Origin of the sequence: Nocardia sp. NPDC058480, assembly GCF_042720495.1 — a bacterium.
Taxonomy (GTDB): domain Bacteria; phylum Actinomycetota; class Actinomycetes; order Mycobacteriales; family Mycobacteriaceae; genus Nocardia.
The window spans coordinates 614,609-630,462 of sequence record NZ_JBHXMN010000002.1 but is presented as its reverse complement, the minus strand read 5'-3'; the positions used below and the strand labels follow the sequence as shown (position 1 = coordinate 630,462).

16 protein-coding genes are annotated in these 15,854 nt (G+C 66.9%); 7 read left to right on the top strand and 9 right to left on the bottom strand.

The window, feature by feature from the left end:
• Positions 1–53: 53 nt before the first annotated feature.
• Positions 54–1,685 carry an ABC-F family ATP-binding cassette domain-containing protein gene (locus ACFWO8_RS08490; RefSeq protein WP_378945871.1) on the bottom strand — a complete coding sequence of 544 codons (1,632 nt, stop codon included), beginning with the start codon at positions 1,683–1,685 and terminating at the stop codon, positions 54–56.
• Positions 1,686–1,808: 123 nt separating this feature from the next.
• Here ACFWO8_RS08490 and ACFWO8_RS08485 point away from each other — a divergent pair, with 123 nt between their 5' ends.
• Complete coding sequence (locus ACFWO8_RS08485) at positions 1,809–2,573, top strand: SDR family oxidoreductase (protein WP_378945867.1); 765 nt, start codon at positions 1,809–1,811, stop codon at positions 2,571–2,573.
• Positions 2,574–2,657: 84 nt separating this feature from the next.
• Here ACFWO8_RS08485 and ACFWO8_RS08480 read toward each other — a convergent pair whose 3' ends face one another.
• Both ACFWO8_RS08480 and ACFWO8_RS08475 read right to left on the bottom strand, forming a co-directional pair.
• Positions 2,658–5,030, bottom strand: coding sequence for an MMPL family transporter (locus ACFWO8_RS08480; RefSeq protein WP_378945864.1), 2,373 nt, complete (start codon positions 5,028–5,030; stop codon positions 2,658–2,660).
• Positions 5,031–5,357: 327 nt separating this feature from the next.
• Positions 5,358–6,425, bottom strand: a complete 1,068-nt coding sequence (locus tag ACFWO8_RS08475; RefSeq protein ID WP_378945861.1) for a lycopene cyclase family protein — start codon at positions 6,423–6,425, stop codon at positions 5,358–5,360.
• Between the two features lie 110 nt (positions 6,426–6,535).
• Here ACFWO8_RS08475 and ACFWO8_RS08470 point away from each other — a divergent pair, with 110 nt between their 5' ends.
• The 5 genes from ACFWO8_RS08470 (at position 6,536) to ACFWO8_RS08450 (ending at position 10,660) form a co-directional block, all read left to right on the top strand.
• Positions 6,536–7,435 (top strand): Ku protein, encoded by a 900-nt coding sequence (locus ACFWO8_RS08470; RefSeq protein ID WP_378945858.1) that lies wholly within the window; start codon positions 6,536–6,538, stop codon positions 7,433–7,435.
• 15 nt (positions 7,436–7,450) lie between these two features.
• Positions 7,451–7,987 (top strand): GNAT family N-acetyltransferase, encoded by a 537-nt coding sequence (locus tag ACFWO8_RS08465; protein ID WP_378945853.1) that lies wholly within the window; start codon positions 7,451–7,453, stop codon positions 7,985–7,987.
• A 131-nt stretch (positions 7,988–8,118) separates the two neighbouring features.
• Positions 8,119–8,988: a MetQ/NlpA family ABC transporter substrate-binding protein gene (locus ACFWO8_RS08460; RefSeq protein ID WP_378945848.1), complete on the top strand. Its 870-nt coding sequence runs from the start codon at positions 8,119–8,121 to the stop codon at positions 8,986–8,988.
• Positions 8,985–9,998: a methionine ABC transporter ATP-binding protein gene (locus ACFWO8_RS08455; protein ID WP_378945845.1), complete on the top strand. Its 1,014-nt coding sequence runs from the start codon at positions 8,985–8,987 to the stop codon at positions 9,996–9,998. The genes ACFWO8_RS08460 and ACFWO8_RS08455 overlap by 4 nt, the downstream gene beginning before the upstream one ends.
• Positions 9,998–10,660 carry a methionine ABC transporter permease gene (locus ACFWO8_RS08450; protein WP_378945841.1) on the top strand — a complete coding sequence of 221 codons (663 nt, stop codon included), beginning with the start codon at positions 9,998–10,000 and terminating at the stop codon, positions 10,658–10,660. The genes ACFWO8_RS08455 and ACFWO8_RS08450 overlap by 1 nt, the downstream gene beginning before the upstream one ends.
• Before the next feature lie 49 nt (positions 10,661–10,709).
• On the opposite strand, the gene ACFWO8_RS08445 is transcribed toward ACFWO8_RS08450, so the two are convergent.
• Both ACFWO8_RS08445 and ACFWO8_RS08440 read right to left on the bottom strand, forming a co-directional pair.
• Positions 10,710–11,210 carry a DUF4189 domain-containing protein gene (locus tag ACFWO8_RS08445; RefSeq protein ID WP_378945836.1) on the bottom strand — a complete coding sequence of 167 codons (501 nt, stop codon included), beginning with the start codon at positions 11,208–11,210 and terminating at the stop codon, positions 10,710–10,712.
• A gap of 408 nt (positions 11,211–11,618) precedes the next feature.
• Positions 11,619–12,887, bottom strand: a complete 1,269-nt coding sequence (locus tag ACFWO8_RS08440) for a PucR family transcriptional regulator (RefSeq protein WP_378945833.1) — start codon at positions 12,885–12,887, stop codon at positions 11,619–11,621.
• A gap of 156 nt (positions 12,888–13,043) precedes the next feature.
• Here ACFWO8_RS08440 and ACFWO8_RS08435 point away from each other — a divergent pair, with 156 nt between their 5' ends.
• On the top strand, positions 13,044–13,667 hold the full coding sequence (locus ACFWO8_RS08435) for a TetR/AcrR family transcriptional regulator (protein WP_378945830.1): 624 nt from the start codon (positions 13,044–13,046) through the stop codon (positions 13,665–13,667).
• Positions 13,668–13,726: 59 nt separating this feature from the next.
• Here ACFWO8_RS08435 and ACFWO8_RS08430 read toward each other — a convergent pair whose 3' ends face one another.
• From ACFWO8_RS08430 to sufU, 4 genes are all read right to left on the bottom strand, one after another.
• A complete protein-coding gene (locus ACFWO8_RS08430) occupies positions 13,727–14,152 on the bottom strand; it encodes a DUF4189 domain-containing protein (protein WP_378945825.1) in 426 nt (141 codons plus the stop codon).
• A 211-nt stretch (positions 14,153–14,363) separates the two neighbouring features.
• Entirely contained in the window at positions 14,364–14,792 is a 429-nt protein-coding gene (locus tag ACFWO8_RS08425; RefSeq protein WP_378945820.1) for a DUF4189 domain-containing protein, read from the bottom strand.
• A gap of 174 nt (positions 14,793–14,966) precedes the next feature.
• Positions 14,967–15,374 (bottom strand): metal-sulfur cluster assembly factor, encoded by a 408-nt coding sequence (locus ACFWO8_RS08420; protein ID WP_378945816.1) that lies wholly within the window; start codon positions 15,372–15,374, stop codon positions 14,967–14,969.
• A complete protein-coding gene (sufU, locus tag ACFWO8_RS08415; protein WP_056810385.1) occupies positions 15,371–15,853 on the bottom strand; it encodes a Fe-S cluster assembly sulfur transfer protein SufU in 483 nt (160 codons plus the stop codon). The genes ACFWO8_RS08420 and sufU overlap by 4 nt, the downstream gene beginning before the upstream one ends.
• Position 15,854 lies beyond the last annotated feature (1 nt).

Genomic DNA, 15,854 nt, shown 5'->3' with positions numbered 1-15,854 from the left:
ACTCCGGGGTCCTGCGTGGTGACGCTGCGCTACCGCCTCCGCGCCCTGACGGATCAGGCGAGATCGATGAGCTCCGCGTATTCGGCGGACCAGTGGTCCTCGGTGCCGTCGGGAAGCAGAATGACCCGCTCCGGGTTGAGCGCCTCGGCCGCGCCGGGATCGTGCGTCACCAGCACCACGGCGCCCGCGTAGGTACGCAGCGCCTCGAGCACCTGCTCGCGCGAGACCGGGTCGAGGTTGTTGGTCGGCTCGTCGAGCAGCAGCACGTTGGCCGCCGAGGACACCAGCCCGGCCAGCGCCAGACGCGTCTTCTCACCACCGGACAGCGTGCCCGCCGGCTGGTCGAGTTGCGGCCCGGTGAACATGAACGCACCGAGCAGGCTGCGCAGCTCCTGCTCCCCCGCGTCCGGGGAGGCATGGCGGATGTTCTCCCACACCGAGGCCTGATCGTCGAGGGTGTCGTGCTCCTGGGCGAAATAGCCGACCTTGAGCCCGCGCCCCTGCTCGACGCCACCCGCGGTCGGCGTCTCGACACCGGCGAGCAGTTTCAGCATGGTCGTTTTACCGGCACCGTTGAGCCCGAGCACCACCACGCGGCTGCCCTTGTCGACAGCGAAGTTCACGCCGGTGAAGATTTCCAGGGAACCGTAGAGCTTGGTCAGGTCTTTCACCATCAGCGGCGTCTTGCTGCAGGCCGCGGGCTCGGGGAACCGGATGCGGGCGACCTTGTCGCTCACGCGCACGTCGTCGAGCTCGTTGATCAACCGTTCGGCGCGACGCACCATCTGGTGTGCCGCAGCGGCTTTGGTGGCCTTCGCGCCGAGCTTGGCGGCCTGCTGACGCAGCGCGCCCGCCTTCTTCTCGGCATTGGCGCGCTCGCGGACGCGGCGCTGCTCGTCGGTCGCGCGCGCGTCGAGGTACTTCTTCCAGCCCATGTTGTACACGTCGGGCTCACCACGCACGGCGTCGAGGAACCACACCTTGTTCACCACGTCGCCGAGCAGTTCCACGTCGTGGCTGATCACGATCAGGCCGCCGTCGTGGCTCTGCAGGAACCCGCGCAGCCAGGTGATGGAGTCGGCGTCGAGGTGGTTCGTAGGCTCGTCGAGCAGCAGGATGCGGTCGGAGCGCCCACCCGAGCCGTCGGACGCGGAGAACAGGATGCGGGCCAGCTCGATGCGGCGCCGCTGACCACCGGAGAGGGTGCGCAACTGCTGGTCGAGGACGCGGTCGGGCAGGCCGAGGCTGTTGCAGATGCGTGCCGCCTCGCTTTCGGCGACATAGCCACCGAGCGAGGAGAACTGGTCCTCGAGGCGGCCGTACCGGCGAATCGCCTTGTCGCGGGCCGCATCGTCGGCGACCTCGGCCATCTCGACCTGGGCCTTCTCCATGTCGCGCAGCAGGACGTCGAGCCCGCGCGCCGAGAGCACCCGGTCTTTGGCGATCACATCGAGATCGCCTTCCTTCGGGTCCTGCGGCAGGTAGCCGATGTCGGTGGAGCGAGTGATCTTTCCGGCGTACGGCTCACCCTCGCCCGCGAGGATGCGCAAGGTGGTGGTCTTGCCCGCGCCGTTGCGACCGACCAGTCCGATCCGGTCGCCGGACTGCACCCGCAGCGCCGGCCCAGGGGCCGAGAGCAGGGTGCGGACTCCGGCCCGGACCTCCAGGTCGGTCGCCGTGATCACAGAGTTCTCCTCAGAGTAAGACAAGCGGGAAAGGTATTTCGGCAAGAACCACTTATTTTACCGTCGACGTCTCCGGAAGCCGAACCCGGCGCTGCCCGATGTGAGCGTGGTTACTCTCGTGCCATGACTACCGATCTCCTTGGCCGTACCGCCCTCGTCACCGGAGCCAGTCGCGGCATCGGCCTCGCGACCGCGGCCGAACTGATGCGCCGGGGCGCGAACGTGCTGATCACCGCCCGTAAACCCGAACCGCTCGAGGCCGCCGCGACCGAGCTGCGCGCGCTCGGCCACAAGGGCCAGGTGAGCACTTTCGCCGGCAACGCCGGCGATGCCGACGCACGCGCGGAGGCCGTAGCCAGAGCCGTCACCGAGTACGGCTCGCTCGACATCCTGATCAACAACACCGGCATCAACCCCGTCTACGGTCCGCTGATGGACGCCGATCTGGGTGGCGTCAGCAAGATCTTCGATGTGAACGTGGTGGCGTCGCTGGGCTATGTGCAGCAGGCCTACCGCGCGTGGATGGCCGAGCACGGCGGCGCCGTGGTGAACGTGGCCAGCGTCGCGGGCATCCGGTCCTCCGGTGTGATCTCGGCCTACGGCGCGTCGAAGGCGGCGCTGATCCGGCTCACCGAGGAGCTGGCCTGGCAGCTCGGCCCCAAGATCCGCGTGAACGCGGTGGCACCGGGCGTGGTCAAGACCAAGTTCGCCGACGCGCTGTACTCCGACAACGAGGAGCGCGCCGCGAGCGTGTACCCGATGAAGCGCCTCGGCGTGCCCGAGGACGTGGCCCGGCTGATCGCGTTCCTGGTCTCCGACGAGGCCGCGTGGATCACCGGTGATTGTGTGCGGGTCGACGGCGGGCTACTCGCCACCGGCGGCATCTGACACCGTGAATGAACGTCGAAGGGCGGCACCGGAACCGAACCGGTGCCGCCCTTCGGCCTTGCTTTACTGAACCGGGCCGGCGGCTCAGTCCGCGGTCTCGCGGCTTCCCGTCGACGCCGAGAGACTTTCCGGTACCCGCGCTCCGGCGCTGTCCTCGGTCCGTGCCGCCTCGGCCCGTGCCGCCTCGGCCCGTGCCGCCTCAGCTCGCGCGAGTGGATCAACGACGACGATCTCCTCGGGCCTGGCGGCGGCGAGCGGATCACGCACCACCACTTCACGTTTCGGCGATCGCGCCGTACCACTGTCGTCCAGGCCCCACCGGTCGTGCAGGCGGTGCAGGAATTCCGGTGCGTACCAGTTCGCCTCGCCGAGCACCTTCATCGCGGCGGGCAGCAGGAACCCGCGCACCAGGGTGGCGTCGACGATCACCGCCAGCGGCAGGCCGATGCCGAACGCCTTCATGAAGGTGATGTCGGAGGCCAGGAAGCCGAGGAACACCAGCGAGATGAGGATCGCGGCGGCGGTGACGATGCGCCCGACCCGTTCCAGGCCGAGCGCGACCGCGGTCTCGTTCTTGCCGGTGCGGTCGTATTCCTCCCGGATCCGCGACAGCAGGAACACCTGGTAGTCCATCGCGAGCCCGAAGGCGGCGGCGAACAACATCACCGGCACCGTGGCGGACAGATCCCCGGTGACGGTGAAGCCGAGCACGCCGGACAGGTGCCCGTCCTGGAAGATCCACACCAGCGCACCGAAGGTCGCGGTCAGGCTCAGCGCGCTGAGGATCACCGCCAGCACCGGCAGCACCACGCTGCCGGTGAGCGCGAACAGCACGATCAGCATCATGATCACCACGAAGCCGAGCGCCCATGGCAGTTGGTCCTCGATGGCGGCGACCGAGTCGGCATTGGCCGCGGCCACACCACCGACCAGCAATTCGCTCGGCGTGCGCACCGCGCGCACCTGCTCGACCAGACCGGCGAGGGCATCGCTGTCGCCGGTGGTCGGCACGATCGACAGGTAGACGGCCTTCTCGACCCGGAATCGCGCGTTGGCCGCCGTGGGTTCGACGAACAGCCCGCCCTGGGCGTAGCTGCCGGTGGCGGTGTCGACGCGGCGGACATTGTCCAGGTCGGACATGGCACGGGCGATGGTGTCGAGTCCCGCCGCGCTGTAAGCACTGTCCGGAAGCACCGCGACGAGGGTGTGCTGGTCGCTCTCGCTGAAGTCGCGCGCCACGATCTCGGTGACCTGACGGGAGTTCATCGATTCCGGCAGGGTTCGTTCGTCCGGGAAACCGAGTTTCACGCCGAGGAACGGTGCGCCGAGCAGGAGCAGGAGTGCGGTGACAGCGAGTCCGATGGAGATCGGCTTGCGCATCACGGCGCTGGCGAGCTTGTGCCAGGCACCCTCACCCGGTGCGGGACGCGGGGCGCGCAGGAACCACCAGCCGAGCTGACCCTTGTCGATGCGCGTACCGATCAGCAACAGCGCGGCGGGCAGCACGGTGAGCGACACCAGCGCCGCCAGCGCCGCGACGACGATGCCCGCGTACCCCATCGACCGGATCGCCAGCAGTGGGAAGAACAGCAACCCGGCCAGCGCCACCGCGACGGTGAGCGCGGAGAACGCGACGGTGCGGCCCGCGGTGCGCAGGGTGGTGGCCACCGCGCCGGCCGGGGTGCGGCCGTCGGCGAGCTCGTCGCGATAGCGGTTGACGATCAGCAAGCTGTAGTCGATGGCCAGACCGAGGCCGAGCAGCGTCGCCACGTTGGTCGCGGTGACCGACAACGGAGTGAACAGGGTGAGCAACCACAGCGCACCCATGGTGGTGAGCACGGTGCCGATCGCGACGAGCAGCGGCAGGCTCGCGGCGACCAGGCCGCCGAAGACGAACAGCAGCGCGATCAGGGTGAGCGGGAAGGCGATGGCCTCGCCCTTGGCGATATCGGTCTTGCTCTGCTGCACCGTCTCGTGCATGAGCATGGCGAATCCGCCCGCTCTGACCTGCAACGATCCTTGTTCACCCGTCAGCTCGTCGGAGATGGCGGTGACGCGTTCGTCGATCTCGCGTTCGCTGCCGAGCACACTCGCGACGATCAGACCCTGCTTGCCGTCGACACTGCGCAGCGCGGGCTGGTGGGAGGTCCAATACGACATCACCTCGGCGACACCGGCACGTTCCTGCAGGTTGGCGACCAATGCTGTTGCCGCCGCGGTGGATTCGGGGTCCTCGACCGACGACTCGGTCTCCACCAGCAGCAGCAGGTTCGGCGGCGCCTGTCCGAACTCCTCGCGCAACACCTCGAGCGCGTGGCTGGATTCGCTGCCGGGGTCGGTGTATCCGCCGCCGTCCACCCGCTCGAACAGCGTGGCGCCCAGTGCGCCGAGCAGCACCGCGAGCACCGCGAAAACGCCGAGCACCCAGCGACTGCGCCGCCTGGTGAATTCGAACACCGGATTGTCCCCTAACTCGTCACGCAACTGTGCATCACGCACATCGACGCGCGGGGGCTCGAAATACTTCCGGCCGTCCGCCTCGTCGGCCCGATCCTGTTGGCGGGTCGGCGCGTTCGCGAAGCGATCGTAGCAACTTCGTGGCGGCGCCGCCGGGCCTCTGGCATACCCTTGTTCTTCCCGGTCAGCTACCGGTCTCGGCCACGGCCGCACGGCGACGATCTCACCACCTCCGCAGACGGCGTCAAGGGCTCTCCGCGCCGAGTGCGGTGAGCGCCAAGGAGCACCCGGCACACCGTTTCGCGCCGAGGCGCCGGCGCTGTTCGGCTACCGGCCGGCCGCACCGATGACCGAGGTCACCACAGTGCGGCGCAGATGCGGCGGCAGGTCGGCGAACAGTGCGCGCATCGCGGCGAGGGTGCCGCCGAGGTCGCCATGGCCGGACAGATAGGAAAGCTGGAGGGAGGCAGGCAAACCGAAGAACACCTCGAAGAACACCGGGATCTCGCGGGGCGGAAGATCCAGCAGCGCACGTAATCCCGCGCGACGCAGCGCGGCCACCGCCCGCGCCCGTGGCGTCCACACCGTGCCACCCGCGACGACGGTGTCCGCCGCGGCGAGTGCGGCGGCGACGCTGTATCCGGTGGCGGGATGCGTCAGACCGCAGGCCGCACCGAATCGACCGTGCCCAGGTTTGCCGCCCTGCACCGGAAACCGCACTCGCTCAACAGGTTCGGCTCCGGTGAGCGCGATCCCGCGCGCACGCAGCCGATGTTCGAGTCTGCGCCGCAGCACCTCCGGCGCGAGCGCCGGCCGACCGGCGAGGCAGGTCTCCTCGAACAGCACGGAGTCGGCACCGAGCGGTACCGCGTACAGAAACGACGGCGGGTCGTCCGGGTCGGCACCGTTGTCGGGTCGCCAGTCCATGAACAGCGTCTGCTCGCGTTGATCACGGGCCACAACCACGCCGTACGCGGTCTGTTCGGCGCGACGCGGCGATCGCGCCAACCCCCGCGCATCGACGACCTGACCGGTACACGTCCGGCCGGCCGCCGTCCGCACTACTCGCGCGTCGACCTCGACAGCCCGGTCCGCGATCACGGTCGCGCCGTCCAGCGTCAGCGACGACTGCAACGCCGCCGTATCCAACACCTGATAGACGCGATCGATCCGATGCTCGCGCACCGCCCACGCCATCGGTGCGTCAACCGACGCCGCCACCACGCCGGAATCCAGCCACCGGGGCAACTCATCGGCCCACGCCGCATAGGTCGGTGTCCACACCCGATCCGGATGTGGATCGATCACCGTGACCTCGCGTCCCGCCGCCAGCGCACGATGAGCAACGGCCCGCCCCGCCGGACCGAGCCCACAGACGATCACCTCCACACCCACCCGTTGATTGGACCAGACGCACCGATTTCAAGCTCCGCCGGATCACGGACCAGCACCTATTCGGGATCGCTTGCTCGCCCCGGCGCGACATTTCGACCATGATGGGGTGCATGAGATCGATCTGGAAGGGCTCGATCGCTTTCGGGCTGGTCAATGTCCCGGTCAAGGTTTATACCGCGACCGAGGACCATGACATTCGGTTCCACCAGGTCCACGCCAAGGACGGGGGCCGGATCAAATATGACCGGGTCTGTCAGGTGTGCGGCAATTCTGTGCAGTTCGCCGATATCGACAAGGCCTATACCTCACCCGATGGCGAGCAGGTGGTGCTGACCGACGCCGATTTCTCGAAGCTGCCCGCGGCGGAGAAGCACGAGATTCCGGTGCTGGAATTCGTGCCGTCCGATCAGATCGACCCGGTGCTGTTCGACAAGAGCTATTACCTCGAACCGGATTCCGCGACGCCGAAGGCCTACCAATTGCTGGCGGCGACCCTCGAACGCATCGACAAGACCGCGCTGGTGCATTTCACGTTGCGCCAGAAGACCCGGCTGGCCGCGTTGCGCGTGCGAGACGGCGTGCTGGTCCTGCAGACGCTGCTGTGGCCCGACGAGGTGCGGGCCGTCGAATTCCCGTCGCTCGACGAGGTGCCTGCCCCGCGCCCGCAAGAACTGAAGATGGCCGAGACTCTCGTCGAGTCGATGTCGGGCGATTTCGACCCTTCCGAGTACACCGACGAATACCAGATCGAACTGCAGAAACTGCTCGACGAGGCGATCGCCAGCGGCACCGGCAAGGTCGAGCCCGCCGCGGAGACCGAGCCCGCCGAACAGGCTGACGCCGAAATCGTGGATCTGGTCGCCGCGCTGCAACGCAGTCTAGAGGCCAGCGGTCGCCGGGAAGCCGCCCCGGCGAAGCCCGCGAAGAAGGCCGCCAAGAAAGCCGCACCGCGCAAGGCCGCCACGAGCAAATCCACCGCATCGAAGACCGCGACCCGCAAGGGCGCGTAGGGCACACTGGCGGCTATGGACACCGCCATCGCTGTCGTGCCGATGGGATTGGGACATCTGCGTCAAGTCCTCGACCTCGGCCATCAGGTCTTCGATACCACCATCAAGCCGTACACGTCGTGGTCGCTCACGGCCGTCGCCGAGCACCTCGACAGCCCCGACAACGCCTGCTGGGTTGCCCTGGACTCCGACCGGGTAGTCGGGTTCGTACTCGGGTCGATGGAGTTCGAGCATCGCGACGACTGGGCGTATCTGGAATGGATCGCGGTCGCCCCCGATATGCAGGGCCACGGAATCGCGCGGCGACTGGTGAACGTGTGCTCGGAGGCGTTGTTCGCCCGCGGCGCCCGCCATATCGTCACCGATGTCGAGGACCGCAACAGCTCCTCGGCCGCGCTGATGACCAGCAGCGGGTTCGTGCCCGCCGCGACCGTCACCCTGCTGGTGCGGCCCAACCCCGCCGCCCCGGACGACGACGCTACGCTGCCGCCGATCACCAAACGCGACCTCGTCCGCCGCGGCAGATTGTCAATGGAGCACCCGCTCCGCTGATGTCCATAAGTTAGACGGGCGTCCCACTGTTCGCGAGGATTTCGCTCGAGGCAAGTCAAACCGTTGTCGGTGGGTGGTGACGGCAGCTTGGATGACCGAGTTCATCTTCTGCGAGCAATTCGGGAGTACAAGTGAAATTCCGTCGGACACTGGCGATCCCAGTGCTGATAGCGACCGCGGCCCTCACCCTGACCGCGTGCGGTTCCGATGACGCGTCGGGCACGGTGGTTCGGATCGGCACCACCGACAAGGACAAGGCTTTCGAGGTCTTCGAACAGAAGGCGAAGGAGCAGGGCATCACGCTGAAGGTCACCAATTTCTCCGATTACAAGCAGCCGAATACGGCGCTGTCGCAGAATCAGATCGACCTCAATCTGTTCCAGCATCTACAGTTCCTCGGCCAGTACAACGTGGCGAGCTCGGACACGCTCACCCCGATCGGCTCGACGTACATTGTGCCGCTGGGGCTCTACTCGAAAAAGCACAAGACACTCGCCGATATCCCGGCCGGTGGCGAGATCGCGATCCCCAACGATCCGACCAACCAGGCGCGCGCACTGTTCGTGCTGCAGGCCGCCGGGTTGCTGAAGATCACCGGCACCTCGGCCCAGCCGACCCCCGCCGACATCGACAAGAGCGTATCCAAGGTGCGGGTGACACCGGTGGATGCCGCCCAGACCGCGCTGTCACTGCCTTCGGTCGACGGTTCGGTCATCAACAACACCTTCCTCGAGCGTTCGGGCGTCGACCCGAAATCGGCGCTGTACAAGGATGATCCGAACAATCCCGCCGCCGAGCCCTACATCAATGTGATCGTCAGCCGGGCTGCGGACACAACGAATCCGACCTATCTGAAGCTGGTCGAGATCTGGAAAGATCCGGCGGTGGCCACCGCGCACGCCGAGACCACCAAGGGCACCGCGGTCGCGGTGAACCGGCCCGGCGCCGAGCTCGAACAGATCCTGGACCGGGTGCAGCAGGGCATCCGCACCACCAAGTGAGCACACAACCCGCCGCCGTCGAATTCCGTTCCGTCACCAAGGTTTTCGGCAGCGGCGACAATCGGCACACCGCACTCGACGGCATCGACCTGCGGATCGAGCCGGGTGAGATCTTCGGCGTCATCGGCTATTCCGGCGCGGGCAAGTCCACGCTGGTGCGGCTGATCAACGCGCTGGACAAACCGACCTCGGGCACCGTCACGATCTCCGGCACCCCCATCACCGGGGTGCCGGAGTCGGCGGTGCGCCGGTTGCGCCGCGATATCGGCATGGTGTTCCAGCAGTTCAACCTGTTCCGATCACGCACCGCCGCGGGCAATATCGAGTATCCACTGAAGGTGGCGGGCTGGAAACGGGCCGAGCGCAAGGCCCGCGTGGCCGAGTTGCTCGAATTCGTCGGGCTCACCGACAGGGCGCGCGCCTACCCCGATCAGCTCTCCGGCGGGCAGAAGCAGCGGGTCGGGATCGCCAGGGCGCTGGCGACCTCGCCCTCGCTGCTACTGGCCGACGAGGCCACCTCCGCCCTGGATCCGGAAACCACGGCCGAGGTGCTGCGACTGCTGAAGAAGATCAATGCCGAGCTCGGGGTGACCATTGTGGTGATCACCCACGAGATGGATGTGATCCGCGCGGTTGCCGACCGGGTGGCGGTGCTCGCCGAGGGGCGGATCGTCGAATTGGCTGCCACCTTCGATGTTTTCGCCGCACCGCGGGCCGCGCCGACACGGTCGTTCGTGGCGACCGTGCTGCACAACCGGCCCGACGCGGCGGAGCTGGATCGGTTGCGGAAGCTGCACGGCGGCCGGTTGGTCACTGTCGACATCGACGATCACCACGGGATCGGGGCGGCATTGGCCGCCGCTACCGCCGCCGACGTGCGTTTCGAGATCGTCTACGGCGGGGTGAGTACGGTGCAGGACAAGACTTTCGGCAGCGTCACCTTGGCGCTGCACGGGCCCGATCCCGCGCTGGATCGGGCGGTCGCCGACCTGGAACGGAAGGCGGGCTGATGGAGACCAACTGGGAGAAATTGCGGCCCACGCTGTTCGAGGCGATCGGGACCACCGTTTATCTGGTCGGCGTGACGTTCCTCGTCGCGGGGGTGATCGGGCTGGTGCTCGGCACCGCGCTCTACACGACCCGCAAGGGTGGACTGCTGGCGAACGGGCCGATCTATGTCGTGCTCAATGTGTTCGTCAATGTGGTGCGCCCGATTCCGTTCATCATCCTGCTGGCCGCGCTCGGCCCGGTCACCCTGGAGGTGGTCGGCACCACGATCGGCTCCGAGGCGGCGCTGTTCGTGATGATCGTCGCGGCCTCGTTCGGGATCGCCCGGATCGTGGAGCAGAACCTGGTGACGGTCGATCCCGGGGTGATCGAGGCCGCGCGTGCGGTGGGCGCGGGACCGCTGCGGATCATTCTCACGCTGCTCATCCCGGAAGCGCTGGGGCCGTTGATTCTCGGCTACACGTTCGTGGTGATCTCGATTGTCGATATCTCCGCGATGGCGGGCACTGTCGGTGGCGGCGGGCTCGGTGATTTCGCCATCGTCTACGGATATCAGCAATTCCAGTGGCAGGTCACGATCGTGGCGGTGCTGATCATCATCGCCGGTGTGCAGGGTGTGCAGTTCTTCGGCAATTGGCTCGCCAGGAAAGTGCTGCGCCGCTGAATCCAGTAGTGGCACGGGTCAATTCAGCCCGTGCCACTACTGGATTTGTCTAGATGTTCGCAGTGCAAGCCGCCAGGATGACGCTCGCCGCACGCGGCGACGCCGAACCCGGATCAGGAAACGGTGCCGCGCTGATGCCGAGCACATCCACCGCGGAGCGCTCGGCCGCGGCCAGGGAGTGATCCCACGCCCAGCCGAAGCGGTAGTCCGCGCCCTGCGCCACCGCACCGCAGGCATTGCGGAACTCGACGACGACCTGGCAGTCCCGCACACCGCACTCATCGAGCGCGGCCTGACTCGCCGCCGCCCAGCTGCCGTAATTCACCGCCGAGGCCACCACGGCCTGACCCGCCGACAATGCCAGCGCCCCATAGAGATCACCCGCCGCGGCCTGGAATCCACCGTCGCGCGACACAGCGGTGTACCCCGGCACCTCAGCGATGGCCACACCACTGGCCCCCGCGGCAGCAGGCCCAGCGTTCACCACGGTGAATGCCGCCACCGCGGACATGGCAGCCACACCAAGGGCATATTTGCCCACAACAGACATCAGAGATTCTCCCCGTCGAAATACCGACTCCGCGCCTCGAAGCCGACCAATCACGAACGGCCGCCCACTCCCCCGGAAATAGCTTTCCGGAATCGCCACGACGACCACTCGACGAGCCCCATCAGATCGCCGAGACATCCCCGGCAACAACAGTTCTCGCAGGTAGTAACGCCCGATTCCTCCCGAACCGCCCGTCCGCCACAGACTAACAACACCCTCCGACAAGTAGCGGCGCCCAGCAATCCACCTGGTTCGGAAGGCCGACCCCGAGGATGGGAACCAGGCTCGATCCGCTGTGCGACGCGACCTCCGGTATTCACCTGGCGGACTGTGGAATCGCGATCGAAGGCCCCGGCACCGCGGCTGTTCGGGGGTGCGGTGCCGGGGCCGGAGGTGCGGGTTGTCGGGTCAGGCCGAGCGGATACTGTCCAGGTCGAGGTAGGGGTGGCGCGGGATTCTGGTGGTGGTGGTTCGGGGGGCGGGGCCGGTGTGGAAGCTGCGGGCGATCATCGAGGAGCGCAGTTGCCACAGGCCCGAGGATTGGGCTGGGTCGAGGCCGGTGAGTTGGGCTACCCGGCGCAGGCGGTAGTCGACGGTGTTGGTGTGGATGTGGAGCAGGCGCGCGGTGCGCTGGCGGTTCATGTTGTTGGCGATGTGCACGCGCAGGGTTTCGTAGAGCTCGGGGTGGTTGTCGAGGGGGGCGAGCAGTTCGCCCAGCCGGGCGCGGCCGGGGCCGGGGCGGGTGAGCTGGTATTCCAAGGCCAGGTCGCCGAAACGGTAGAGCCCGGGGGCGCTTTCGAGACGCTCCACCATGTCGAGGAGTTCGTGGGCACGCTGGGCCGCGTCGGGGATCTCCTCGGTGGTGGCGGGCACCAGAGCTGCCGTGATGTCGACGTGGGCGGCCCGCGCCAGCGCCTCGACCAGTGCGTCGAGCTGCTCGTCGACCAGCAGATCAGCCGGGATCAGCAGGGTGCCGCCGTCGACCGACAGCAGCGACAGCACCAGCTCACCGCACCTGTGCGCCAACGACGTTTGCACCCGGCGCAGCTTGCGCCTGGCCACCACCGCACCGTTCACACGCGGATCGCGCTCGTCGGGATGCGCGCCGATCGACAGGGCGAGCACCGAATACGCGTCGGCGACGGTGATGCCGACCTCGCGCGCCATGGTGACGGTCGACTGTCCGGCCAGCAGCGCCGAGGTGAGGGTGTGCACGGCCGTGTGATGTTCGCCGACGGCCTCGCGGTGCTCGCGGACATAGGAACGAGTCACGGTGGTACACAACAGGTCCGAGATCTCGACGACCCGGCGGAAGCCGTGGATCAGGCCCGCGCGGTCGGCGTCGGCCACCTCGTCGCAGACCGCGTCGAAGGAGAGCCGGAAACCCTCATGGAATGCGTGCAGGATCGTGTCGATCGGCACGCCTTCGCGCGCCCAGCCCGCCGCCGACACCGCGAGCCGGTTCAGTTTCACCTCCTCGTCGCGGCCGTCCAGCATTCCGCCGACGATCTCCAGACACATCCGGGTGACCGAGGTGACGTCGCCGGCGATCGCATCGCCGGGTAGCGTCCGGCAAGTCGCGACATTGTCGACGAAATGGCCTACCAATCGGCTGGTCATCGTCCGGACGTCGCGCAGCGGCTGCCACAGGGCCGTCTCGTCCAGTGGGATCGTCATCGTCGACTCCTCCTCTACACCCCGGCACCGCCGGTAGTGGTCGCGCTTGGCGTGATGCCGGCCGATGTGATGGCCTACACTTCGGTTTCTCCGTGATCATGACTGTAGGGTGAGCGACCGCTCACCTTCTACTCTTCTTTCCGCCGAGGTCCATAGATGCCCCCGCAAGCCGATAAGCAGCGCAAACGCCCCAAGCAGGACCGGGCGAAAGAGACCAGGACCCGCATTCTCACGGTGTCCGCTCATCTTTTCGGCAGCCGCGGCATCGGCAATACCTCGACCAACCGGATCGCCACCGAAGCGGGCATGAGCATCGGCACCCTGTACCGGTACTTCAACGACCGCGACGAGATCGTCAAAGAACTCAACGACAGCCTGTTCCTGCAGGTAGAGGAGCGCTACGGCCAGCTGCTCACCGCTAGCTCAGGCCAATCCGCCCGCGATGCCGTGGTCGATCTGATCCGCTCCGCCGTCGACATCCTCGTCGCGAACGGGCCCCTCGTGCGCGCCCTCGTCGCCGATCTGCAGTTCCACGGCAGCGGCATCCCCGAATTCGAACCCCGGCTGCGGATGCTCATCAAGCTCTACATCCTCCAGTTCATCGGCCCGATCAAACATGTCGACATCGACGTCATGGCCTTTGTCGTACTCAACGCCGGCTTCGCCACCGCGTTGCGTTCGGTCGAACTCGATGACGTCGAGCTCGAAGCCATCATCGCCGGCACCGCCGACATGATCAGCGCCTGGATCGACACGGTCGCGGCAGCCGAAAATGCTTAGCGCACAACGACAAAGGCCCGGATCCTGCGTGAGGATCCGGGCCGTTCGCTACGCGACGATCAGCGCGCGTTCGCCGTGCAGATCACCTTGACGGTCTCGGCGCCACTGAAGTTGGACGAACCGAAGTTGGCCAGACGCGCGGTCGGGGTCATCTCCGAGAGCCGGTCGTAGGCAAGGCGCTCGGCCTCGGCCCTGGTCGCCGCGGAGGCTACCGCGATGCCCTCGTTGCTCTCGACAAGCACCCCACAACCGTTGGCCCACGAGAGAAACACCTCGCAGTCGGCCGCACCGCAGGCCTCGATGGCCTTGGCCTCGGCATCGGCGTAGTTCGCCTGGTCGACACTCACGCCGTAGACCCACTCGTCGCTGCTCACCGCGATCGACGCGTGCAGGCTCTGCGCACTCGCCGAACCGGCACCGAACACCGACCCGGCCGCAAGACCCAACGCCGCCACGGCGAAACCGGCCTTACCCATGAAACTCATTCGAAAGATCTCCTCGTGAAAGCTGTTCCGGAAGTCCGGAACCTTCAAGATCATCACCGATCGCCCGGTGATAGCCAACCGGACCCGGAAACGTCACACCGGCAACAGTCGACACATAACCGCAATATCCGGACAGTGCTCAGCGCCCGAGGCGAAGACGACGCAAGCCCGGACCGATGTGCGGTCCGGGCTTGCGCAGTTACCGTGCGGATCAGCTCGCGTTGTCGGTGCAGAGCGTGTTGATCACGCGACCGCCGGCCAGCTGCGACGAGCCGACGTTGACGAGCAGGTTCTGCGGGGTGCCCTCGGTCAGCGCGAGGTAGGCCTCCCGCTCCGCGTCGGCGCGGGTCGGTCCCTTGCCCCAGGCGATGAACTGATCGTTGTCCACCAAGGACAGGCACCCGTTCGACCAGGTGACCTCCACGAAGCAACCATCCGCGGCGCACTCTTCCAGCGCAGCGGCCTCGGCCTCGGCACGCGTCGGATAGTTGATCGACCGACCGAGATTCGTCCAGTTACTGTCGATGGCCATCGCGCCCCACTGGTCGCCCGCCGCATTCGCCGAACCGGCGCCCAGCAGCGACCCGGCCGCAAGACCGAGCGCCGCAACGGCGAGGCCGGCCTTACTCATGAAGTTCATTCGAAAGATCTCCTCGTGAAAGCTGTTCCGGCAAGCCCAGAACCTTCAAGATCATCACCGATCGCCCGGCGATTGCCGACCAGAGCGTCGAACATCACACCGAGACCCCTCGACACATAACTGCAACAAAACGGGCCCGGATCCATGCAGGATCCGGGCCCGAGATGTGCGGTGCTAGACCGTGAAGCCGAGGGCGCGCAGCTGTTCGCGGCCGTCGTCGGTGATCTTGTCCGGGCCCCACGGGGGCATCCAGACCCAGTTGATCTTCAGGTCCTCGACCAGACCGCTGCGCACCAGCGCGTTGCGGGACTGGTCCTCGATCACGTCGGTCAGCGGACAGGCCGCCGAGGTGAGCGTCATGTCGAGGGTGCAGATGTTCTCCTCGTCGACCGACAGGCCGTAGACCAGGCCGAGGTCGACGACATTGATGCCGAGTTCGGGGTCGACGACGTCGCGCATCGCCTCTTCGAGGTCTTCGATGTGCTGGATCTGTTCGGCCGTCAACTCGACCTCGACAGCCGCGACGGCTGTGCCTGCCTCGGCGGCTTCCGGGATCTGTGCGGTATCGGTGCTCTCACTCATGTGGCAGACTCCCCATTTCCCATCGGTGCCTTGGTTTCCTCGGCCGAACTGATCTGCACGACAGCGTCTTTGAACGCCATCCACCCGAGCAGCGCGCACTTGACCCGCGCCGGGTACTTGCTCACACCGGCGAGGGCGATGCCGTCGCCGATCATGTCCTCGTCGCCTTCGACGGTGCCGCGGCTGGAGATCATCTCGCTGAACGAGTCGACCACCTTCAGCGCCTGCTGCACCGGCAGCCCGATCACCTGATCGGTGAGGATCGAAGTGGCGGCCTGGCTGATCGAGCAGCCCTGCCCGTCGTAGGAGACGTCGGCGACCTCACCGGCGTCGTCGATCTGCACGCGCATCGTCACTTCGTCACCGCAGGTCGGGTTCACGTGATGCACCTGCGCACCGAACGGTTCCCGCAGCCCGCGGTGGTGCGGGTGCTTGTAGTGATCCAGGATCACTTCCTGGTACATCTGCTCCATACGCATG

What these genes read in the sequence shown, in the direction of transcription:
- ACFWO8_RS08430 (WP_378945825.1), bottom strand. Translation starts at nt 14,152, where the DNA reads ATGAGTTTCATGGGTAAGGCCGGTTTCGCCGTGGCGGCGTTGGGTCTT.
- ACFWO8_RS08435 (WP_378945830.1), top strand. Translation starts at nt 13,044, where the DNA reads ATGCCCCCGCAAGCCGATAAGCAGCGCAAACGCCCCAAGCAGGACCGG.
- ACFWO8_RS08450 (WP_378945841.1), top strand. Translation starts at nt 9,998, where the DNA reads ATGGAGACCAACTGGGAGAAATTGCGGCCCACGCTGTTCGAGGCGATC.
- sufU (WP_056810385.1), bottom strand. Translation starts at nt 15,853, where the DNA reads ATGCGTATGGAGCAGATGTACCAGGAAGTGATCCTGGATCACTACAAG.
- ACFWO8_RS08485 (WP_378945867.1), top strand. Translation starts at nt 1,809, where the DNA reads ATGACTACCGATCTCCTTGGCCGTACCGCCCTCGTCACCGGAGCCAGT.
- ACFWO8_RS08425 (WP_378945820.1), bottom strand. Translation starts at nt 14,792, where the DNA reads ATGAACTTCATGAGTAAGGCCGGCCTCGCCGTTGCGGCGCTCGGTCTT.
- ACFWO8_RS08420 (WP_378945816.1), bottom strand. Translation starts at nt 15,374, where the DNA reads ATGAGTGAGAGCACCGATACCGCACAGATCCCGGAAGCCGCCGAGGCA.
- ACFWO8_RS08470 (WP_378945858.1), top strand. Translation starts at nt 6,536, where the DNA reads ATGAGATCGATCTGGAAGGGCTCGATCGCTTTCGGGCTGGTCAATGTC.
- ACFWO8_RS08440 (WP_378945833.1), bottom strand. Translation starts at nt 12,887, where the DNA reads ATGACGATCCCACTGGACGAGACGGCCCTGTGGCAGCCGCTGCGCGAC.
- ACFWO8_RS08445 (WP_378945836.1), bottom strand. Translation starts at nt 11,210, where the DNA reads ATGTCTGTTGTGGGCAAATATGCCCTTGGTGTGGCTGCCATGTCCGCG.
- ACFWO8_RS08465 (WP_378945853.1), top strand. Translation starts at nt 7,451, where the DNA reads ATGGACACCGCCATCGCTGTCGTGCCGATGGGATTGGGACATCTGCGT.